The 19,929-nt window shown below is 70.9% G+C and carries 19 protein-coding genes and 1 pseudogene; 5 read left to right on the top strand and 15 right to left on the bottom strand.

Annotated features, from left to right (window positions below; translation table 11 throughout):
* Positions 1-8: 8 nt before the first annotated feature.
* Positions 9-613 (bottom strand): annotated as a pseudogene (locus OG453_RS35745) (class I SAM-dependent methyltransferase).
* 419 nt (positions 614-1,032) lie between these two features.
* On the opposite strand from OG453_RS35745, the gene OG453_RS35740 reads away from it, so the two are divergent.
* Positions 1,033-2,055: a DMT family transporter gene (locus tag OG453_RS35740; protein WP_266872702.1), complete on the top strand. Its 1,023-nt coding sequence runs from the start codon at positions 1,033-1,035 to the stop codon at positions 2,053-2,055.
* A gap of 86 nt (positions 2,056-2,141) precedes the next feature.
* Here the strand turns inward: OG453_RS35740 and OG453_RS35735 are convergent, their stop codons facing one another.
* Entirely contained in the window at positions 2,142-3,380 is a 1,239-nt protein-coding gene (locus tag OG453_RS35735; RefSeq protein WP_266872701.1) for a transglycosylase family protein, read from the bottom strand.
* Positions 3,381-3,521: 141 nt separating this feature from the next.
* The gene (locus OG453_RS35730) at positions 3,522-4,493 is read right to left on the bottom strand and encodes an acetylxylan esterase (protein ID WP_266872700.1); all 972 of its coding nucleotides are present in this window, start codon (positions 4,491-4,493) and stop codon (positions 3,522-3,524) included.
* Between the two features lie 158 nt (positions 4,494-4,651).
* Between OG453_RS35730 and gndA the strand changes: the two genes are divergently transcribed.
* Positions 4,652-6,094, top strand: coding sequence for an NADP-dependent phosphogluconate dehydrogenase (gene gndA, locus OG453_RS35725; protein ID WP_266872699.1), 1,443 nt, complete (start codon positions 4,652-4,654; stop codon positions 6,092-6,094).
* A 16-nt stretch (positions 6,095-6,110) separates the two neighbouring features.
* On the opposite strand, the gene OG453_RS35720 is transcribed toward gndA, so the two are convergent.
* The 12 genes from OG453_RS35720 to OG453_RS35665 all read right to left on the bottom strand — a co-directional run bounded on the left by OG453_RS35720 (position 6,111) and on the right by OG453_RS35665 (position 15,881).
* On the bottom strand, positions 6,111-6,308 hold the full coding sequence (locus OG453_RS35720) for a hypothetical protein (RefSeq protein ID WP_266872698.1): 198 nt from the start codon (positions 6,306-6,308) through the stop codon (positions 6,111-6,113).
* Between the two features lie 119 nt (positions 6,309-6,427).
* Positions 6,428-6,874, bottom strand: coding sequence for a nitroreductase family deazaflavin-dependent oxidoreductase (locus tag OG453_RS35715; protein WP_266872697.1), 447 nt, complete (start codon positions 6,872-6,874; stop codon positions 6,428-6,430).
* Between the two features lie 87 nt (positions 6,875-6,961).
* Entirely contained in the window at positions 6,962-7,624 is a 663-nt protein-coding gene (locus tag OG453_RS35710; RefSeq protein WP_266872696.1) for an aspartate/glutamate racemase family protein, read from the bottom strand.
* Entirely contained in the window at positions 7,618-7,965 is a 348-nt protein-coding gene (locus OG453_RS35705; RefSeq protein ID WP_266872695.1) for a GNAT family N-acetyltransferase, read from the bottom strand. The genes OG453_RS35710 and OG453_RS35705 overlap by 7 nt, the downstream gene beginning before the upstream one ends.
* A gap of 17 nt (positions 7,966-7,982) precedes the next feature.
* The gene (gene panD / locus OG453_RS35700) at positions 7,983-8,402 is read right to left on the bottom strand and encodes an aspartate 1-decarboxylase (RefSeq protein ID WP_266872694.1); all 420 of its coding nucleotides are present in this window, start codon (positions 8,400-8,402) and stop codon (positions 7,983-7,985) included.
* A gap of 172 nt (positions 8,403-8,574) precedes the next feature.
* Positions 8,575-8,994: a hypothetical protein gene (locus OG453_RS35695; RefSeq protein WP_266872693.1), complete on the bottom strand. Its 420-nt coding sequence runs from the start codon at positions 8,992-8,994 to the stop codon at positions 8,575-8,577.
* Between the two features lie 31 nt (positions 8,995-9,025).
* Complete coding sequence (locus OG453_RS35690) at positions 9,026-10,279, bottom strand: Hsp70 family protein (protein WP_266872692.1); 1,254 nt, start codon at positions 10,277-10,279, stop codon at positions 9,026-9,028.
* Positions 10,276-12,438 carry a dynamin family protein gene (locus tag OG453_RS35685; protein ID WP_266872691.1) on the bottom strand — a complete coding sequence of 721 codons (2,163 nt, stop codon included), beginning with the start codon at positions 12,436-12,438 and terminating at the stop codon, positions 10,276-10,278. The genes OG453_RS35690 and OG453_RS35685 overlap by 4 nt, the downstream gene beginning before the upstream one ends.
* A gap of 6 nt (positions 12,439-12,444) precedes the next feature.
* The gene (locus OG453_RS35680; protein WP_266872690.1) at positions 12,445-13,014 is read right to left on the bottom strand and encodes a hypothetical protein; all 570 of its coding nucleotides are present in this window, start codon (positions 13,012-13,014) and stop codon (positions 12,445-12,447) included.
* Entirely contained in the window at positions 12,995-13,408 is a 414-nt protein-coding gene (locus OG453_RS35675) for a hypothetical protein (RefSeq protein ID WP_266872689.1), read from the bottom strand. The genes OG453_RS35680 and OG453_RS35675 overlap by 20 nt, the downstream gene beginning before the upstream one ends.
* Positions 13,405-14,172 (bottom strand): C39 family peptidase, encoded by a 768-nt coding sequence (locus OG453_RS35670; protein WP_266872688.1) that lies wholly within the window; start codon positions 14,170-14,172, stop codon positions 13,405-13,407. The genes OG453_RS35675 and OG453_RS35670 overlap by 4 nt, the downstream gene beginning before the upstream one ends.
* Positions 14,169-15,881, bottom strand: a complete 1,713-nt coding sequence (locus OG453_RS35665; RefSeq protein WP_266872687.1) for a dynamin family protein — start codon at positions 15,879-15,881, stop codon at positions 14,169-14,171. Before OG453_RS35665 ends, OG453_RS35670 begins: the two co-directional genes overlap by 4 nt.
* 384 nt (positions 15,882-16,265) lie before the next feature.
* Between OG453_RS35665 and OG453_RS35660 the strand changes: the two genes are divergently transcribed.
* The 3 genes from OG453_RS35660 to OG453_RS35650 are packed head-to-tail and all read left to right on the top strand — an operon-like array spanning position 16,266 to position 19,804.
* Entirely contained in the window at positions 16,266-18,929 is a 2,664-nt protein-coding gene (locus OG453_RS35660) for a CHAT domain-containing protein (RefSeq protein WP_266872686.1), read from the top strand.
* Positions 18,930-18,948: 19 nt separating this feature from the next.
* Positions 18,949-19,152 (top strand): hypothetical protein, encoded by a 204-nt coding sequence (locus OG453_RS35655; protein ID WP_266872685.1) that lies wholly within the window; start codon positions 18,949-18,951, stop codon positions 19,150-19,152.
* Positions 19,153-19,159: 7 nt separating this feature from the next.
* Positions 19,160-19,804 carry a DUF6338 family protein gene (locus OG453_RS35650; protein ID WP_266872684.1) on the top strand — a complete coding sequence of 215 codons (645 nt, stop codon included), beginning with the start codon at positions 19,160-19,162 and terminating at the stop codon, positions 19,802-19,804.
* Positions 19,805-19,929: the final 125 nt, after the last annotated feature.

The following is a 19,929-nucleotide window of genomic DNA, read 5'->3' as shown; positions in this document are numbered from 1 at the left end:
AGCAGAGCCTAGGCGGCTCTGCGGAACAGCGCCGTCCACAGGAAGGGCTCACCGAAGTGCGCGGACTCGGGCGGCTCGTCGCGCATGCGGCGCAGTTCGACCTCCGTCAGGTCGGAGAAGATCCAGCGCAGGGACTCCGGTGTGTAGGCGAGACCGCCCTGGAGGCCGGAGGCGCGGTAGAAGTCCGCGTCGGGCAGCTCGGAGCCCATCTCCCCGGCGGCGAAGCAGCTGAGGGCGAGATGGCCGCCGGGCGCGAGGGCGCGGTCGAGCAGGGCGAGGTAGCTGATGCGGCGGTGCGGCGGCAGGTGGTGGAAGCAGCCCGAGTCGTAGATCAGGTGTCCACCCGGAAGTCCTCGGCGGCCAGGTGCAGGGCGTTGCGGCCCGGCCCGCAGCCCAGATCCAGGGCGCGGCCCGGCGCGATCAGGCCCCGGTCCAGGTACGCGACCAAGTTCTCGTCCGGTTTCGCGACGAAGAAGGGCACCTGCCGGGAGCGGTCGTCGTAGAAGCCGTCCCACCAGTCCGCGGCGTCGGCGGTCCAGCGGTCCGCTTCCGGCACGAACAGGCCGTCCAGGAGCTTCAGGACGTCGTCGACACTGCGTATGTTCCGGTGCATCCGGACCCCTTTCCACGAGCGGAAATCGTATCGGCGATCTACGCGAAAGCCCAGGTCAGACACTGTTTCGCGAGGGTGCGAGCGGACGCCTGGGGAGGTCTGGAGACGCGCCGAAGGCTGCACCCCGGACCCCCCGGGCACGGTCGCCCGAGCCGCGGCGAGGCGCCCGCACGGGGCCGTTCCCGGCTCCGCTCGCGGAAGAATTTTCGAGATTCTGGATGATCCACCGAACTACTGCGTAACCCACCCGTGGGAGGACATCTGGCGGGTCGTACTCCATCGGCAGTAGGACCCAATGCGTGCTGAGGTACGACGACGTGGAGCCGAATCCGCGAGATCGTAGAGGGTATGGAAGCCGACCGTTCGCCGCGCCGGACGCCCCGGGCCCACAGGGCTTATCGCACACCGTGGAGCACCTCATGAGTGCCCTCACGGTGGCCGTGCTGCTCTCCCTCGTATCCGCCGTCGCCTATGCGGGCGGGGCAATCCTTCAGGAGCGCGTCGCGGTGACCACGCCGGAGCGGCGGTACGCACCGCTGCGCCGCGGCATGTGGTGGGTCGCGATCGCGCTGAACAGCCTCGGTGCGCTGCTGCACGTGGTGGCGCTCGCCTACGGGCCGCTGAGTGTGGTGCAGCCGCTGGGCGCCCTGACCATCGTCTTCGCCCTGCCGATGGCCGCCCTCTTCGTACGCCGCAAGGCAGGAGCCACCGCCTGGCGCGGCGCGATCATGGCGACCGTCGGTCTCGCGGGCCTGTTGTCGCTGACCCAGGCCGCGGACGCGCAGTCCCTCGACGACGCCGAGCGGGTCATGGTGGCGCTCGCCACCGGCGGCGCCGTCCTGGCCCTGATGGTGCTCGCACACGCCGTGCACCGGCATCCGGTGGTGCGCAGTGTGCTGCTGGCCGGCGCGGCGGGCGTGGCCTTCGGCATCGCATCGGTGTTCACCAAGACCGTCGCGGTGGACTGGTCGGAACACGAGCCGCTGACGCAGCAGCTGCCGAGCCTTGGTGTTATCGCCGTCCTCGCGGGCGCAGGGGTGCTCATCTCGCAGGCCTCGTACCGCGGTGCGGGCCTCGCGGCGCCGCTGTCCACGGTGACGGTGGTGAATCCGGTCGTGGCGGCCGCGGTGGGGCTCACGCTCTTCGGCGAATCGTTCCGCTACGGCACCGCGGGTATGGCTGTCGCGCTGGGCTTCGGCGTCGTCGCCGCGGGCGGTCTGATCCTGCTGACCACGGAGCGGATCGCCACGGAGGGCCAGCCGGCGCCCGGGGCGAGCGTGCCGGTGGCCAAGGGCGGGCCCGTGCCCGCGGAGCCCGTCGCGGACGCCGGGGATGTGCGGGCGCACGAGCTGCCTGCCGTGCCCGCACAGCCCACGCCCGGTCCGCACCGGCGGGTACTGTTCCGCCACACCCGCCATCACCGGGAACGCATCGGCTCCTGAAGCCTCGTCGGAGCATCATTCGATGCCCGTTGTGAAGCCCCCTGAGTCTCGGACTCAGGGGGCTTCCGGCGTTTCGGGAGCGTCGCTCAGATCCGTACGCCGCCCGCGCGCAGATAGGCCAGCGGATCGACGTCCGAGCCGAAGCCGGGCCCCGTCCGGATCTCGAAGTGCAGATGCGGGCCCGTGCTGTTGCCCGTGGACCCCGAGCGCGCTATCCGCTGCCCGGCGCCGACCTTCTGCCCCGCCTTCACCGTGAGCGCCGAGAGATGGCCGTACTGGGAGTACTTGCCGTCGGCGTGCCGGATCACCACTTCGTAGCCGTACGAGCCGCCCCAGCCGGACGACACGACCGTGCCCCCGGCGACGGCCTTCACGGAGGTGCCGGTGGCCACGGGGAAGTCGACTCCCGTGTGGTAGCCCTTCGACCAGGAACCGCCCGCCGCGCGGTAGGGCGTGCTGGGCGACGCGGCCACCGGGGCGGAGAAGCCCTGGGCGGCCTGGGCCGGCTTCGCCTTGCGGGGCTCGGCCTTGGGCTTCGGCTTCGGTTCGGCCCGCTGCTTCGGCTCGGCCCTGGGCTTCGGCTTGGGCTCGGCCTTCGGCTTGGGCTCGGCCCGCTGCTTCGGCTCGGTGCGGTGGCCCGCCTCCGGCTGGCCGCTCTTCTTCTGCTTCTGCGCGGCGTGCAGCGAGAGCCGCTGGCCCGGTGTGATCAGGTCGGGGTCGGAGCCGATGACCTCGCGGTTGGTGTCGTACAACTGCCGCCAGCCGCCGCCCACTCGGCGTTCGTCGGCGATACCGGAGAGCGTGTCGCCGCGTACGACGGTGTACATCCGGGCGGTTCCGGCGGTGGACTGCGGTGTCACCTCCGGCTTGACGTCCTTGACCTCGCGCTGGGGCGCCTTCGCAGCCTTCTTGGGCGCGCCCATCGGCGTGACGTCCGGCGCGTCGCCGCCCCGGGTCAGGCCCGCCCGCTCGGAGCAGACCGGCCAGGCCCGCGGCCCCTGCGCCTCAAGGACCTTCTCGGCGACGGCGATCTGCTGGTCCTTGGTGGCGCGGTCGGCGCGCGGGGCGTAGGCGGTGCCGCCGTACGCCTCCCAGGTGGACTGCTTGAACTGGAGGCCGCCGTAGTAGCCGTTGCCGGTGTTGATGCTCCAGTTGCTGGTGGACTCGCACGCCGCGACCTTGTTCCAGGTGTCGACGTCGGCGGCGTTCGCCGTCCCGGTGCCGATCAGCGGAAGCGCCATCCCCGCGCCGCCCGCCGTGACGGTCAGCGACGCTCGGTTGATCCGGTTCGGCTGATACCGGCGGTGCCGGCCGCGTACGGCCATGAGAGCCCCCTCGGTCACACACATCACGTCAGGTCGGAACGGTCGGGCCGGACTGGTCACATCAGACACACGACAAAGCGGCAAGTTAGCCGCTCCGACCGATCCATGACAAGGGTGCGAGGCCGAAGGGACTCCGGCCGGTCATGCCGTCAAGTGCTCGGCGAGCCAGCGGAGTTGGACACCTTGCTGGTGGGGGCCGCCGCCCTCGTGGTCGTTGAAGGCGTACACCTCCATCGACCGCTCTGCCCCCGCATACGCGTTGTGGGCGGCGAACACCGTGGACGGCGGGCACGTGAGGTCCTCCAGGCCCGCCGAGAAGAGCGCGGGTGCCCGGCCCCGCGCCGCGAAGTGCACGCCGTCGAAGTAGGAGAGCGTCCCGAAGACGCTCTCTTCGGAGCCGCGCCTCGCCTTCATATAGAGAGCGATCTCTCTATATGGCGGCCGGTCGGTGAGGGTCGTCGCGCGCGGGAAGTCGCACAGGAACGGCACGTCGCACGCGATCGCCGCCAGGTCAGGGACGAGCCCGCCGACGGCGAGCGTGATGCCGCCGCCCTGGCTGCCGCCGATCGCGGCCACCCGCGAGCCGTCGACCAGCGGATGGGCGCGGGCCGCCTCGACGGCACGTACACCGTCGGTGAAGACGCGGCGGTAGTAGTACTCGTGCGGGTCCTCGATGCCGCGCGTCATATAGCCCGGATACGCCGGTCCGCTGCCGACCGGATCCGGGGTGTCGCCCACCGAACCGCCGCTGCCCTGGCCCCGGGTGTCCATCACGAAGTGCGCGAAGCCCGCCGCCGACCACAGCAGACGCTCGTGGGGAAGTCCGCGTCCGCCGCCGTAGCCGATGTACTGGACGACGGCGGGCAGCGGCTCGCTCGTCCCCGCGGGCAGAATCAGCCAGCCTTTGACGGGGTGGCCGCCGAACCCGGCGTACGTCACGTCGAAGACGTCGACCGTGCTCAGCGGAACGTCCACGGGGTCGAAGCGCGCTTCCAGGTCGTGCTCGCGTGCCGCCGAAAGGGTCTTCTCCCAGAACGCGTCGAAGTCGTCCGGCTCCGTCAGATCGGGCCGGTAGCGGCGGAGTTCGTCCAGCGGCATGTCGAAATGGGGCACGGGCGGCTCCTTCGTCGGAGACAGTGTCGGAATGTCACGCTACGCCGCGGGGCAATACTGGCGAACACCATCGGCGCTTCCACTTCCAGGAACACTCCAGAAGCACCTACAGCAGTACCTCCAGAAGCACTTCCAGCAGCACTTCCAGGAGCCACGGCATGAGCAGTACGTCAGCCCAGATCGGTGTCACGGGCCTCGCGGTCATGGGACGCAACCTCGCCCGGAACTTCGCACGCAACGGCTATACGGTCGCCCTCCACAACCGCACGGCGGCCAGGACCCGGGCCCTGGTCGAAGAGTTCGGCGACGAGGGCGACTTCATCCCCACGGAGACCGCCAAGGAGTTCGTCGCCGCGCTCGAACGCCCGCGCCGTCTGGTCGTCATGGTGAAGGCGGGCGAGCCCACGGACGCGGTGATCCGGGAGTTCGCGCCGCTCCTCGAACCGGGCGACATGCTCGTCGACGGCGGCAACGCGCACTTCGCGGACACCCGGCGCCGCGAGCGCGAACTGCGGGAGCAGGGACTCCACTTCGTCGGCACGGGTGTCTCCGGCGGCGAGGAGGGCGCGCTGCTCGGCCCGAGCATCATGCCGGGCGGCTCCGAGGAGTCGTACGCGGCGCTCGGCCCGATGCTGGAGAAGATCTCGGCGAAGGCCGAGGACGGCGCCCCCTGTGTCACGCACGTCGGCCCGGACGGCGCGGGGCACTTCGTGAAGATGGTGCACAACGGCATCGAGTACGCGGACATGCAGCTGATCGCCGAGGCGTACCAGCTCCTGCGCGATGTGGGGGGCTACTCCCCCGCCCGGATCGCGGACATCTTCCGCACCTGGAACACCGGCCGCCTCGACTCGTATCTGATCGAGATCACGGCGGAGGTCCTCAGCCACGTCGACGCCGAGACGGGCAAGCCGTTCGTGGACGTCGTGCAGGACCAGGCCGAGCAGAAGGGCACGGGCCGCTGGACCGTGCAGATCGCCCTGGATCTGGGCGTTCCGGTGTCGGGCATCGCCGAGGCGGTGTTCGCCCGCTCGCTCTCGGGGCACACCGAACTGCGGGCTGCGTCACGGGAGTTGCCGGGTCCCACGGCGAAGCCGCTGGGCGAGGCGGAGGCGCGCGCGTTCGCCGACCAGGTCGAGCAGGCGCTGTACGCCTCGAAGATCGTGTCGTACACGCAGGGCTTCCACGAGATCGCGGCGGGCAGCGCGGAGTACGGCTGGGACATCGACCTGGGCGCGGTCGCCGCCATCTGGCGCGGCGGCTGCATCATCCGGGCCGCCTTCCTGGACCGCATCCGCGCCGCCTACGACGCCCGCCCCGACCTGCCGAGTCTGCTGTCGGACGCGACGTTCGCGCAGGAGATCGGCGCGGCCCAGGACGACTGGCGCGCGGTCGTCGTCGCCGCCACCCGGCAGGGCGTCCCCACGCCGGGCTTCTCGGCGGCCCTCGCCTACTACGACGCGCTGCGCGCGGACCGGCTGCCGGCCGCGCTCACGCAGGGGCAGCGGGACTTCTTCGGGGCGCACACCTATCGGCGTACGGATCGGGAGGGGTCGTTCCACACGCTGTGGGGCGGTGACCGCTCGGAGGTGCGGTCCTAGCACCTGGCCCCAGGCCTCACATCGGCTTCGGCTCCGTGTCCGGTCCCGGCGGCTGCGGGACCGGGGACGGGGGCGGCTGCGGCACGGGCGCAGGCTCGGGGCGCGGCACCGGGTCCGGGACGGGGATGGGCCGATTGGGGTCAGGGACAGGGATCGGCCCGTTCGGGTCCGGGAACGGCGGGGGCGGCGCGGGGTCGGGGTAGGGATGGGTCATGGGGTCCTCCAGCGGGGTTCGGAGGTCGGTCTGCGGGGTCCGGAGGTCGGACGCGTCCACTGTCTCCCGCCTCGCGTGCCCACGCCCGCCGAGTCCACGCGTCCCCGCGCCGCCCGATGTCAGCCTTCGGTGCGGCTGAGCCGTACGACGGGGATGTCCCGATCGGTCTTGCGCTGGTACTCCGCATAGGGGGCGAACAGCTCGACGAGGCCCGGCCAGACCCTGGTCTTGTCCGCGGCCGAGAGGGTCGTGGCGCGGGCGGTGAACCGCTCCTCGGTGCCCACGCGCAGCCGTACGTCGGGCTCGTCCACCAGGTTGCGGTACCACAGGGGGTGCTCGGCGGCGCCGCCGTTGGACGCCACGATCAGATAGTCGTCGCCGTCACGGCCGTAGATGAGCACGGTGCGGCGCCACTGTCCGGTGCGGCGGCCGCGGTAGTCGAGCAGCAGGCAGGGCACGCCCATGACCTCGGCGCCCTCGGTGCCGCCGGACTCCTCGTAGACCTTGGCCTGCTTGGCCACCCAGCCCGTCGGACTGATCACGGCTTCTTCGCCCCGCTGAGCCATATCCACTCCCTGTCGACGCCGGGTACGCGGTCGGGTCCTCGGTCGAGTACGCGGGAGGTGAGTGATCGCTCACCTCCCGCGTTCACCCTACGACGCGGCACCCGCCCGGCACCGGAGAACGGCCGCACTCAGGCCCGTACGCGGACTGGCCAGGACCGGGACGGCGAGTGCGGCCCTGTCTGCCACGTCCGCGATGGATGCCTGGGCGAGCACGACGGCGTCGACACCGTCCAAGGCGTCGACGGCGGCGGCGACGAGCTCCAGACATCCGTCCCGGTCCCCGGCGGCGAACCGGTCCCAGGCGTCCGCCACCAGAACGGTGGTGACCTCGACGGGGCGCCCGGCCCGTGCCGCCTCCTCCTCGACGAGGGCGAGGGTCGGCTCCAGGGTGCTCTCCACCGTGGCGACGACCGCGACGGACCGCCCCGCGGCCACGGCGGCGGCCGCCATGGGCCGGTCGACCCGCAGGACCGGCACGCCGAGCGCGGCGGCGGCCGCTTCGGCGACGCCGCCGAGGGTCGAGCAGGTGCAGAGCACGGCGTCCGCCCCGTCGGCGACGGCCTGCTCAAGGAGTTCCCTGACGTCCCCGGCCACCGCCCGCGGCCCTTCCACGCGGGCGCGCGCGAGCAGGTCCTCGTGGACGAGGTGCCGCAGCGCGGTCCCCGGGTGGTCCTCGTCCCGCAGCCCCTCGAAGACGGGCACGTGCACGGGAGAGGTGTGCAGCAGGGCGAGGGTCGCGGCGCTCACCATGCGGCCGGGTCCGACCGCACCTTGTCCAGGGCGGCCTTGACCAGCTCACCGGAGGGGACCGGCGCCTCGTCCGGGTGCCGCTCGGCCCACTTCACGACGTACGGACACAGGGGTGCGACGGTGATGCCCTCACGAGCGGCCATCACATACAGCTCCCTGGCCAGCGATCCCGCGATGCCCTCGCCCTCGTGCGCGGGCTCGACCTCGGTGTGCACGGGCACCAGGGCGCGCTCGGGCTCCTCCAGCGTGAAGTACACGATCTGGCCGACGACTTCGCCGCCCGCGTGGGCCTCCAGGACGCCGCGCGCCCGGTCGTCACGGATCTCGATCGCACTGCTCATCGGCTCTCCTGGAGGTCTCACACCGCCTGCGGACTGCGCTCCATGTCGTCGGCGCCCGGAACCGGAGCGGCCGCGTCGTCACCGAGGGCCACGACGCGGTTGTCCGCGCCGTCCACATGCACGACCTTGGGCCGCAGCGTGCGTGCTTCGGCGTCGTCGACCTGGGCGTAGCTGATGATGATCACCCTATCGCCGGGGTGCACGAGGTGCGCCGCCGCACCGTTGATCCCGATGACGCCGCTGCCGCGCTCGCCCTCGATGGTGTACGTCTCCAGGCGGGCGCCGTTGGTGATGTCGACGATGTGCACGAGCTCGCCGGGCAGCAGGTCAGCGGCGTCGAGGAGGTCGGCGTCGATGGTGACGGATCCCACGTAGTGCAGGTCGGCCTGGGTCACCGTGGCGCGGTGGATCTTGGACTTGAACATGGTACGGAACATGATCAACTAGCCATTCATGCAGGTAGGACGCATGGCAGTCCTAGCGGGCGTCAGCAAAACGTCAGCAAGAGTCCCCGGGTCAGCCTCGGGGCTCGTACAGAAAGAGTCGCATGGCAGGCACGACTCTCGCACGCGGTATGGGCAGCTTCTTCAATAGACGTCGGCATCCGGGTCACAGGCGGCAACTTCGGTGGCACCACGTGAAGAGGCCACGGGATGCGTGGAGCCACTGGTCGGCCATGGTCCTGAACGAGCTCCGGGTCGCCCAGCAGGCGAGCGGGAGGGTTTGGATTCCCATGAGGTAAGGCGGCTGCTCGGAGCTGTCGAGATTGCAGACGGACAGCATGGGAGCAAGCTGCTCGATGTTCCAGGCGTTGGCCGCCGCGGCGGCCAGGGCCAGTTGGTCCTCCGTGAGGTAGCGGTCGTCGGTGACCATCACCAGCAGCATGTCGTTGCTGGTGACGGTGAACACGAGCCGGATCTTCCGCTCGGCCTCGGGATGCTCGAGCTCAAGGCTGACCGAGGACGCGTCGACCTCGTAGGGGCGGCGCTGCCGGGTCACCCAGTCGTTGACCAGCTGCCGCCAGTGCACAGCCAGCTCGAGTGGTTTCTCTGGAACCCGGTCACCTGGCATGGCGCATCGCCTCCCGCACCATCCGGCCGGTGAGACCGGCGTCCAGCAACGCCGTGACCTTGGGCGGCAGTTGGTGTCTCTTCGGGGCGTCGTCCGGAGACGGTGGCGCGCCGGCCACCCGTACCGGAGCGGTGCCCCAGGCAAGCCAGGCGGCACCCGTGGCCACGGCAAGCTCGGGCTCGGAGACGGTGAGCACCGGTTGCCCCGAGCGCTCGGCCAGCAGGTCGCCGACCATGGGAAGCCGGGAGCTACCGCCCACGGGGACGATCAAGTCGAGGTCCCCCCATTCCAGACCGTGCATCCGCAGTACTCGTTCACACTCCTCGACCGTGTCGGACAGCAGAGGGCGGATGGCCTCTCTCAAGTCGTTCTGCGTCAAGGTGACCTCGACCGGAGGATCCAGCATCGTCAGGAGATCGGAGTGCTCAGAGGAGACGGACAGCTGATGCTTGAAGGTGGTGCATGCCTCCGCCAGCAGGATCGCGCGTCGCAGTGTCCCGGATTCGTTGGAGCCTGCGGCGGCCTGCCGCAGCTCAGCCACCGCCTCGGGACAGCGCTCCTGGACCATGGCCAGCACGGCTCGGTCGATGGCAAGGCCTCCCACGTCGGCAAGGCCGCCGGGCGAACCGAGCACGGTGAAGCCCTCCGTGCTGCCCTGGGCCACGGCCAGATCGAACGTGCCGCCGCCCAGGTCGTAGACGAGGACCGTGCGATCACGGTCCATACCGTGGTCGTGCAGGGCATACACCGTGGCGGCCACCGGCTCGGTGTGCACTTCGACGATCTCCGGGGGCAGCCCTGCCGCCTCAGCGGCCGTCAGCATGAGCTCGCGCCGGTTGCCCTCCCAGGTGGCCGGCACGGTGATCACCACGCGGGAGGGTGCGGAATTGACGGCGGCCCTGGCCTGCTCCACCAGGAAACCGAGTACGTACGTCGTCAGCTGCACCGTGGTGAACAGGCGCTCGCCCAGCCGGTGCGGGAACGCCTCGCCGAACTCCCTCTTGAACTCCGCCCGAAACCGCTCGGGACGTTGCAGGCGTGAGTTCTGGGCGGCCTGGCCCACCACGGTCGAACCGTCGGGGAGCAGGCACACGGCGCTGCGTACCGAAGTGGCACCGTACGGGCTCACGGGATCGCGCACCGGCAGCGGCGGATGTCCCCGGCGCAGGATCACCAGGGCAGAGGTCCAGGTGCCGAAATCGATGCCGTAGACCGGCCCGGTCCCGGCATCGTCGCTGGTCATGGTGCGTCGAACTGGTCGGGGTCGAAGGAAGCGTCCAGCTCGAGTGCTGTCCCGCCCTCGGCATCGGTGTCGTGGGCCGCAGCCGTGGTCAACCCGGTGGTGGCCGAGTCCTGCGGGGTGATGTCCGCGGCCGGGGCGTCGGCGGTCGCCGTGTCCTTGGCCATGTCGAGGGTGGGGTGGGTCAAGGCGGCGCCCAGGGCGACTTCGGTCACGGCCCCGATGGCCAGGTCCGCGGCGATGTCCTTCGCCGGGGCCACTCCGGGCCTGACGGGTGGCTCCGGCCGGGGGGCGGGCCGGGGCGTCAGCGTGGCCAGTCGCTCCACGCGGGCGCGCAGCCGGTCGAGCTCGCCCTGTAAGCGGCGGTACCTCTGCTGTCGGGCCTGCAGCTCGCCGCGACGCCTGGCCAAGTCTGCTTTGGTCTGCCCGGTCACCGCCTGGAGCCGGCGGCCGGATTCCGTCAGCGACTCCTGCTGGGCCGAGAGCTGGGCGTTCAGCTCCGCGATCAGGGACTGGGTGAAGTCCGCGTAGGTCTGGTTGAAGGACTCCGTGGCGTGCCGGCGACTCGCGGCGAACTCTTGGCTCACCAACTGGATCAGCCGCGCCGCGCGTTCCCGGCCGGCGCGCTCGCGCAGATCCTGCCGATGGTTGCGGACACCGTGCACGAACCCCATCGTTCCCAGCCCCAGGAGCAACGCGATGCCGCTGAAGGGTTCCACGAGTGCGACGACACCGCCCGCGCCCATGCCGGCCATCCCGGTGGACCAGCTGGCCCGGAACTGGTCGAAGAACCGGGCTGGGCGGACATTGAGCGGGACGGTGGGCACCGCGATGGCAGGTGTGAAGGGCGGCTTGGACACTTCGGGTGAGGTGAGTTGCAGGCTGGTGCGCTCGGCGAATTCCCTCATGATTTCCACCGCTGTCGCGGCCAGCTGGTCGTGGGCGGTGGTAAGGGCCTTGAGCATGTCGGACGCCACCTCGCCGACCAGTTCGTCGGCCCCGGGGTCGGCCCCCGCGGTCACCTTCTCCTGGTACTGGCGCAACGCCGTGTCGAAGGCGCCCTGCAGCGCGCTCCGGGTGGGCCGGGTGCCGAGGTCGAAGCGCCGGCGCAATTCGTTGCGCCACTCGGCGCCGCTCGCGGACAGCTCTCCGAGCCTGGCGGTGGTTTCCGCCACCTCACGACGGATGCGCTCCAGGGACTCATCCGTCTCCAGCGCCGCCAATTCGTTGACCAGCGGAGAGCCCGCCGTTGCCACGGCGTCGCACAGCCCGTCCAGGGCCCGTCGCAGCTGGACCGCGCCGCTGGTGGTGGCCAGCCCTTCCCAGAGCGCGTGGTCGAGCTCCGGGAAGCCGGAATCGGCGAGGAGTTGATCTTCGGTGCGGTCCCTCAGCCACTTGAGCTTGCGAAAGGCGGAGACAGGGACGATCACCAGGCTGTCGGCGGGGCGGCCGGTGCGCCCGGAGATCTTCTCGCGGGCACCGGCGACCACGGGGTAGGCGTCCCTGACCTTGTCGGTCTTGGTGACCGTGGTGATCACCACCTCGCACTTCTCCAATGCCCGCCCCAGGAAGTCCAGTTCGTAGGTGGCCAGGGGTTCGATGGCGTCGCAGACGAAGACCAGGCCGTCGGCCCGATCCAGGAAGGAATGGGTGGCTGCGGTGTGTTCGGGGTTGACGCTGCCGACGCCCGGCGTATCGATCAGCACGAGTCCGGTCTCCAGCTCCGGCACCGGGGCATGGATCTCCACCAGTTGGACCCGCTTGTGGTTACGGGGGTTGCCTTGCTCGGTGACGAACTCCGGCAGGCGGTCCAGGCCGACCTCCAGCTGCTGGGTCGCTCCCCGTCCGGTGTCCGGGGAGCTGAGGTGAACCACGGCTCGCTCGTCGGGGCCCCAGGCGAGGGTGGACACCACACAGGTGGCCACGTCCACATCCACGGGGAACAGACCGGGCCGTTCCACCAGGGCGTTGAGCAGCGTGGACTTGCCACGCTTGTACTCACCGGCGACGACGACATGACACGTGCCTTGCTCCAGACGGGCCTTGGACTGGTCCAGGAGCTCTCGCTGCCGGGGCCCCAGCTCACCGGAAAGCTCCTCGGTGAGCTGCGGGAAGGTGGCCAGAACGTCTGAACGCAGGCGGCTGAAGGCGTTGTCCTGCATGGTGGTTCACCCTTCGTCGGGCAAATGCCGGCGCAGAAATTTGGGGGCAAGCTGCCGGTAGTAGGGCAGCAGTGATGGTTCCATCAGCAGGTTCAGCAGGTTGCTGAACTGCCCGGACCACTCGCTGCCGGGCAGGCGCCCGCGCGCGAGCCCATCGAACAGCTCGTCGTAGAGGTGGAACAGACGTGAGCGAAGGTCCCGGTAGGCCTCGGTGGTCAGCCCTGCGACCGCGGGATGAGGGAAGCGGCCGATCGGGCGGGCCCACTCCGCCCGCGGCCGGTGCGGCTCCTTGAAGCGCAGATCGGAGTACTCGACCAGGCGCTGCGTGGACCAGTTGAGCGCCGCGGTGGCGAACGGCGGGAAGATGTCGGCGCCACCGGCCGGATCGGAGCGCAGGGCGAACAGCGGCAGGCGGGCATAGACCTGGGGCACGCCGTCCTGGACGACCGGCACGGGCAGCGGCCAGCCGATGCCCGCTTCCATGGGGACGAGCTGGCGGAAGGCCCGAGAGCGGCGGAACTCCCGGCACAGCGCTTCGGAGCGCGGGGATTCGAGATCATCTGTTGCATGGGTCATCTGGCGTGCCGCCTTCCTCACTCGCCTCTGACGTGCCGGGCCGTACGTAGGCGACGACTTCCTGGGGGCGCAGCAGCGCCTCGCCCCAGAGGTAGCCGGGCCGCACCGTCTCGGCGATGGCATCGCACCGCAGTTGCGTGGGGTCGTCACGGGTGGCCACCACGCGGTGCCGGGCGGGGTCCACGGGGCCGCAGTCCTCGACGGGGACGACGCCGGACGCGGCCAGCGCGTCCAGGACGCTGCGCCGTACCCAGTCCAACACCGGGCCGTCGGGCGGATCGGGTGCCGTGGTCAGATCGGCAAGCCGGTCCAACAGTGTGATGAGCGGTGCCGCGGACGCCGGGACCGGCGGTGGCGAGGCCGGTCGCTGTGTCTTCCCGTCTGTCCCCGTCATGCGCGCACCCCCTGTGAGGAGCCCGCGGCGACGAGGAGGTTGCCGGAATCCTGCCAGGCGCCCATGAACTCCTCCAACGGCACCTGCAGGCCTTGGCCCTCGGGGTGGCCCGAGTCGTTGAGGACCACCATCGGGTGTTCCGGGTCGCTGTGGTCGATGCCGGTGACCCACACGGCGTGATTGGCGCCCTGCCCCGGAATCCCCGGCAAGTCGCCCACCGTGTCGTCACCCGCATCGTGTCCAGGCGCCCAGATCTCGTCCGCGTCCAGACCGACGATGGCGGCCTCGCCCTCCGCAAGCACCCCTTCCAACTGCTCCAGGGACGCGTCTTCCACCTGCTGCACCGGGACCCCGTGCCGCTCCAGCAGGTTCCCCAGGTCGTCCGGTGCGGTACCCGTTCCGTCGAAGCCGTCTTCGGCCGCGGCCTCGGCCGTGAGTTCCTCCTCGCTGATCCGCTGGCCCGTCAGGTACTCCAGGACCATGCCCTGGGCGCCGATGGCACAGGCGCCCTCGCCTTGGTGCTGCTGCCACACCCCCATCGCCTCGCCCGGGTTGCCGAGGACGGCGTTGGGATCACTCTGGGCGGGGTCGAAGTTCGGTAGGCCGGAGTCGGCGTCGGGAGAGGGACCGGCGTCCACGGCCGCCGCCGGGGCGTCGAAGGGGTGGGCCGGATCAGCCAGGTCCGTCGGCTCGTCGCCAGGCAGCGGATCCACCCCTGGGTCGATGCCGGGCTCAGCGCCTGGGTCGTACGGATCCCAGCTCATGGGTTACTCCCTCCACCATCCCGCCCGATCGAAGCGTCGTCCCCGTACAGCAGCGCCTGTGCGCGGCCGACGAGGTCCGCTACACGTTCGTAGGAGCGCAGCACCACCCTCGCCACACTGAGCGTGGGCCGGTCGAGCAACGGATCGCCGGCGCGCGCGGCCCAGTGGCCTGCGTAGCGGCGGGCCGTCGCAAGGAGCACGTCCACGGGGGTGCCGGGCGCCAGGCCGAGCCGGGCGGCGCAGCTGGTTCCCAGCTCCCCGGTGACCGCGAGCAGCTGGGACTCCTCCTGCGCCGTCAGGCTCAGCCGACCGCGGTAATGCGAACCCAGCGCGGCGAGTTCGGAGGGCCCGCGGTCGGTCACTCGCATGCTCTCCAGCAGGTCCGCGACCTGGTCCGCCACCGCGGGCGGCCGCCGCCCGTCGCGCTGGGCGGCGGCCCGCAGCCGGGCCACCTCGTCGGCGATCTCCCGCTGGCCGTGGTCCAGCTTGATCAGCGCTGCCCGGTTGCCGAAATGCCGCAGGACCAGCCCTCTCAGCTCGGGCACCCCGCTGTGCTCCAGCAGCTTCTGGCGTACCGCGTCCTCGCCAAGACCGTCCCGAAGGAATGCGCAAGCCAGGAACACTCCCCAGGCCCCCAGCCGGTCCACCAGCGTGGCGCGGACCTGGGCGGGGACGGGCAGGTCCGGATACTCGCGTCCGCAGAAGAGATTGACGTCTTCCATACGGTCCGCCAGCCTGCGCGGCGCCACCTTCGCCAGGTCGGCAAGGGGGCCGAAGCCGTTGGACGGCATGCACTGCGCCCCGGCCCCGAGCAGGCCCGCGACCGGGACGACGGTGCGGAACACCCGCTGGACGGAGGGCCGTTCCAGGTAGGAGTCGGCGATGCGGCGGGCGGTTGCCATCGGGTCGTAGCCGTACGGATCGAGGGGCATGCCGTCAGGACCCGTCTCGCCCACGGGGGGCCAGTACTGATCGCTGCGCGAGAGCACGCCGAACGCCTTCAGCGGGCTGACCACCTCGCCGTAGGACCCGGCGAAGGAGTCCACCGCCTGCTGGTCGGCGCGGCCAAGGCCCCGGCTGAAGACGAAGACGACGGCGTCGGCCCGGTCCATCTCGGCGGCGCTCTCGGCGTGCACCGAACGGGCGTCCTGGCCCAGTTCTTTGAGTACCTGGGCGGCGTCGTCGCGCTCCGAGGGATCGTCGATGCCAAGAAAGGCGAGGGTGTTCTCGGCGTCGGTTCCATGCACGCTGCCCAGGCCGGGGGTGTCCACGAGCCGGAAGCGGCGCAGCAGCGCGCTGGGCCGACCCACCTCCACCTTCCGCACGGAGCGCAACAGGCGAAGGCCACCCGGGTCGCGCACGGTCAACCGGGAAAGCGCTTCGGGAGCCCACTCCTCCGGCGTCCGGCCGTCCTTGAAGTGGACGAGCAGTGAACGGCGTTCGGCATGGTGGAACTCGCAGACGTTGAACGTCAGCTCCAACTGCCCGGTGTCGGAGACTTCCTCGCCGAGCAGAGCGTTCACCAGCGTCGACTTGCCGCGCTTGATCTGTCCGGCCACCGCCACCCGCATCGGCTGCGCCAAGCGGGCCCGCGCGGCGCGCACCACGGACGGCAGGTCCCCGGCCGCCGGATCGGCGGGGCCCACGGCCCGGGCGATCCGGTCGAATACCTCGCCATGGGGCGACGCGGGGTCCGGCAGGTCCGACATGCCCTCACCTCCCCGCGGAGATCAGGATGCGCAGGACGAGCCATACGAACGCGGCGATCACCACCGGCTTGGCCCAGGCCGTCGGGCCCCCATGGAAAGGCGACACTGGCATGAGCACGGTGAATGCTCGGCTTGGCTGGGCCATGTGATCCCCCGATGCCGTCTCGGGGTTGAGACTCGCCCCGTGTGCCGGCCCGTCCAGGATGGCAGCCCATCGGATTGCCGGGGAGGGGTTGTCGGGAATTGCTCGCACGCCGGGAGCGCACCGCGCAGAGAGGGAGTGCATAGCCGAAGGTCATATGCCCGGGCGGCGCCCCCTACGTATTCCCTCCCCACCCCACTCAGCCGTACGGTGGTTGCTCTGGGTGATCGGGGGGATACCGGGTGGACGTCCACGACTCGGCAGCGCGCTGCCGGGAACTGTCGATGCGGTACTGGCAGGCAGCGGGCGCCGGGCTGCCGACCGGGGAGCTTTTCCAGCAGCTGGTCGGGCACGGGCGGCGGGCCCTGACGGCCCGGCGCGAGTCCGACCCCTCCGCCGCCATCCCCTGCACGGAGGCCGACATCGCCGGTGTGCTGCTCGACGCGTACGGCCGTGAGTTGACCACCCATCAAGCCGGGGGCTGGACGTACAGGCAGGTCAAGGCCCACTGGGCCACCGCCGAGGAGTTCACCCCCTTTGTCGGAGCGGACAAGCTCCGCCATTACCTGTCAGGCAAGGCACAGTACGAGCTGGGCGAGGGCCGGGCCAGCGAGGCGCTGGCCCTGGTGGACGAGGCCCGTCAGCTGCCGCGGGAACCGGCCTCCGGCACCATGGCGGACTACGCGCACGGCGATCTGCGCGCGCTGAGGGCGGCAGCCCTGCACCAGCTGTACGACTCCGACACTGCCCTGGACGTCCTGGCTCCGCTCGAAGCCGAGCTCAGCGCCCACCTCCCGGACGGGCCCCTGCTCGCCACTGATGACGAGGCGGTGCGCCGTCTGGAGGAGGAGTTCGTGCGGGGCAGGGGCGGCGCGGTGCCCCTCGCCCGGCTGTTGGAGGCCTCTGCCGTCTATCACCAGATCCTGGACACCAAGGCGGGCGCGCTCCGTGACGTCGGCCGCCCGGCGGAGGCCGAGAAGGCGTACCTGATGCTGATGCCGCACTACACGGCGTCCGGACTGCCGGAGGTCGGCCACATCCAACTGGCCCGCGTCGCGCTGGACCAGGGAGCGACGCAGCGGGCTAACCAGTGGCTGGACCTGGCTGCGCCGCTGTTCGAGACCCCCGTCGAGAGCGACAGGACGTCGATGCGCGCACACCTGCGGCTGGTCCGCGGCGCAGCGTACTGCCGTATGCGTGCCGAGGCGGCCCGGCAGTTCGGACACCACCGCTCAGCCCTCACCTGGTGCGACCGGGGCGAGACTTTCTTGGCGGCCCGCCGCGACGACTCCCTCAACGCGACGTTGCAGACCGAAAGGGCCCGAGCCCATCGTGCCCTGGGCAACCCGGCCCGCGCGGCGAACGCCTACCAGCAGGCGGCCTTCGCCCTCGACCGGGTACTGCGGGTGCCCCTCGGCCATCGCTTCGACACGCTTCATCTGCGCTTCCGTAGGCCGGTGTTCGAGGAGGCGCTGGCTGCAGCCGAGGAGACGGGTCACGCGCGGCTCGCCGCTGTGGTCACCGATCTGCTCAAGGCCCGGGCCTTCTCTGCCCGGCTGTCGCTGGCACGCTCGGCCGAACCTGATCAGCCGGACGACCCGGACAGGACGCGCTTCGCCGAACTGACCGAAGCGATTGCGCGAACCGACCGCCAGGGCCGCCCGCACGAGGCACACCGACTGTACGAGCAGCGGGCCGCGCTGCTCATCAAGATCCGCGCGGTGGACCCGCGCTGGCATCTGATCAGGGACGATCCGCCCTTCGATCCCGCCACGCTCACCGGCTACCTGGCGGCGTACGGAGATGACGCACCGGGCAGCGGGGGCCGCTGCGTTGCCCTGAGCCTGTACGAACGTCCCGGAGGCGTCCTCGCCCTCCTCGCCACCCCCGACGGCTGCCTGCGGATGGGGACGAGAGGACTGGCCAAAGGAACCCGTCGGGCCCTCGACGCGTATGAGCGCATGCTCGGCGAACCGGAACAGGCGGCCGAGGAGTTGGACTTCTGGAGCTGCAACAGGATTGGCCTCGCCGACCTCGTCCCCGAGGCCTTCGCCGACGAGGTCGCGGCCAGCGGCACCTGCCTGCTGTCGCCGCACGGCCGCCTGCACGCCCTTCCCTGGACGGTGGTACGTCACCGTGGCCGCCACCTGGTCCGGGGCACCGCTCTCGGCATCGTCCCCAATCTGTCCTGCATACCGGCGCTGGACCACCGTCCCCAGGCGCCGCTCCAGGTGGCCCTGCTGGGAGTCCCCGAGCCGCCCGACGGCAGTCCGCCGCTCCCGCAGATCCGCCAGTTGGTGAGGCTCCTGTCCGACCTCCTGGGCCCTGACCGGCTGTTCGGCGAGCCCCTCGTCGGCCGCGACGCCGACGCCGCCGCACTGCGGGCCCTCCTCGACTCGGGGCCGCCGCTCCCCGACCGGACAGCCGTGCTGCAGATCGCCACGCACGGCATCCGCAACCCGGGATCGCCCTTCCGCGCCAGTGTGCAGATGACCGACGGCGAAGTGGAGACGGGCGAAATCCTCATGGGACGCATGTGCTTCGAAGAAGTCGTCCTCACCGCGTGCAGCACCAGTTTCCGCGCGGCGGCCGACCTCAGCGGCGGACACGGGGCGCTCGCCGGTCCCGGACCGCGGGTGGCAAAGCCCCTGGAACTCGCCGGAGATGTGGCCAACGCGCTGGTCCATGCCTTCCATGAGGCGGGCGCCGCCTTTGTGCTGGCCAGCCCGGTTCCGGTGCGGTTGAGGCTCGCCAGCCACCATTCCCTGACGTGGTTCGCCCACCGGGCCGGGGGCTGCGACCCGCTGGAGGCTGCCCGGCGGGCCGCCGTGGGGTTGTTGGACGTAGACGATTCACCGCGACAGGTCGGAAACTGGGCCGGAATCACGGCCTACGGAGCACGATGACTCCTGGAGGACGACGGCGATGACAGATACGACACCGACGCCGGAGGAATGGGCGCAGATACTGCGCGACCAGTTCGACGAGCAGACCGCGTCCGACCCGGACGCCTCCGACCCGGCGCTTGGCATCGTCAAGAGCCAATGGACCTCTGCGGACCGTCAGCCCCCGCCGGTCGGTCCGCCACCACCGGCCGGTCCGTCGCCGTCCCCGCCGCAGTCCGAGTGACCACCCCGTGCCATCGGGGCTGCTCGGACTGGTGGCACTGCTGTTCGTGGCAGTGCCCGGCCATCTCTACCTGGTGCGTTACGAACGCCGCAGCCTGCGCGAACGACCCGGCGCCGCCCGGGAGATCACCGAACTGTTCGCGGTGGGCGCCTTCGTGACGCTGGCTTCGGCAGCGGGCGTCTTCGTCCTCGCCGAGGCGGTCCCCGGCCTCGCCACGCTTGACGGCACAGCGTCCGGCGCGGCGTACTTGCGCTCGCACCCATGGCATCTGGCACGTTCCGGCATCCTGATCCTCGCCGTCAGCGCGCTCGTCTGTGCCGCGCTGGGGGAGCTCCGCGGTCGCCGGAACGGTGGCACCTGGTCCAACGCCCCGGGGACGGTGTGGTCCGAACTCCTCAAGCCGTCCCGTGGAGAGGCCGACCCCGAAGTGCGGGTACTGCTGGACGATGGGACGCGGGTCCACGGGAGCGGCCATATGGTCTCCGACGAGCGGGACACCTATTACCGCGATGTGGCCCTGCACCATCCCATCTCGATCTACACGGCGGGCGAGGACCGGCCGCAGCCGTCGGACGCGGATTACGTGATCATCCCTGGCGGGCATATCCGGCTCATCCAGATCACCACGGTGCGGAGGCACGACGGCACTTGAGGGCCCCCAGGGCGCTGTGCGGCGCAGGGCTCCGGTCGGCGGGCGATTGAATTCAGCGAATCTGACACGGACGGTTGCCGGGTGACTGCGGGCGCGACACATTGCCTTCAGCGCCGAGTGCCAGG

It is taken from the genome of Streptomyces sp. NBC_01381 (genome assembly GCF_026340305.1).
Lineage (GTDB): Bacteria > Actinomycetota > Actinomycetes > Streptomycetales > Streptomycetaceae > Streptomyces.
This window is presented reverse-complemented; position numbering and strand designations above follow the sequence as displayed.

What these genes read in the sequence shown, in the direction of transcription:
- OG453_RS35710 (WP_266872696.1), bottom strand. Translation starts at nt 7,624, where the DNA reads ATGGTGAGCGCCGCGACCCTCGCCCTGCTGCACACCTCTCCCGTGCAC.
- OG453_RS35680 (WP_266872690.1), bottom strand. Translation starts at nt 13,014, where the DNA reads ATGACCCATGCAACAGATGATCTCGAATCCCCGCGCTCCGAAGCGCTG.
- panD (WP_266872694.1), bottom strand. Translation starts at nt 8,402, where the DNA reads ATGTTCCGTACCATGTTCAAGTCCAAGATCCACCGCGCCACGGTGACC.
- OG453_RS35705 (WP_266872695.1), bottom strand. Translation starts at nt 7,965, where the DNA reads ATGAGCAGTGCGATCGAGATCCGTGACGACCGGGCGCGCGGCGTCCTG.
- OG453_RS35740 (WP_266872702.1), top strand. Translation starts at nt 1,033, where the DNA reads ATGAGTGCCCTCACGGTGGCCGTGCTGCTCTCCCTCGTATCCGCCGTC.
- OG453_RS35685 (WP_266872691.1), bottom strand. Translation starts at nt 12,438, where the DNA reads ATGCAGGACAACGCCTTCAGCCGCCTGCGTTCAGACGTTCTGGCCACC.
- OG453_RS35690 (WP_266872692.1), bottom strand. Translation starts at nt 10,279, where the DNA reads ATGACCAGCGACGATGCCGGGACCGGGCCGGTCTACGGCATCGATTTC.
- OG453_RS35670 (WP_266872688.1), bottom strand. Translation starts at nt 14,172, where the DNA reads ATGAGCTGGGATCCGTACGACCCAGGCGCTGAGCCCGGCATCGACCCA.
- OG453_RS35735 (WP_266872701.1), bottom strand. Translation starts at nt 3,380, where the DNA reads ATGGCCGTACGCGGCCGGCACCGCCGGTATCAGCCGAACCGGATCAAC.
- OG453_RS35665 (WP_266872687.1), bottom strand. Translation starts at nt 15,881, where the DNA reads ATGTCGGACCTGCCGGACCCCGCGTCGCCCCATGGCGAGGTATTCGAC.
- OG453_RS35720 (WP_266872698.1), bottom strand. Translation starts at nt 6,308, where the DNA reads ATGACCCATCCCTACCCCGACCCCGCGCCGCCCCCGCCGTTCCCGGAC.
- gndA (WP_266872699.1), top strand. Translation starts at nt 4,652, where the DNA reads ATGAGCAGTACGTCAGCCCAGATCGGTGTCACGGGCCTCGCGGTCATG.
- OG453_RS35675 (WP_266872689.1), bottom strand. Translation starts at nt 13,408, where the DNA reads ATGACGGGGACAGACGGGAAGACACAGCGACCGGCCTCGCCACCGCCG.
- OG453_RS35655 (WP_266872685.1), top strand. Translation starts at nt 18,949, where the DNA reads ATGACAGATACGACACCGACGCCGGAGGAATGGGCGCAGATACTGCGC.
- OG453_RS35715 (WP_266872697.1), bottom strand. Translation starts at nt 6,874, where the DNA reads ATGGCTCAGCGGGGCGAAGAAGCCGTGATCAGTCCGACGGGCTGGGTG.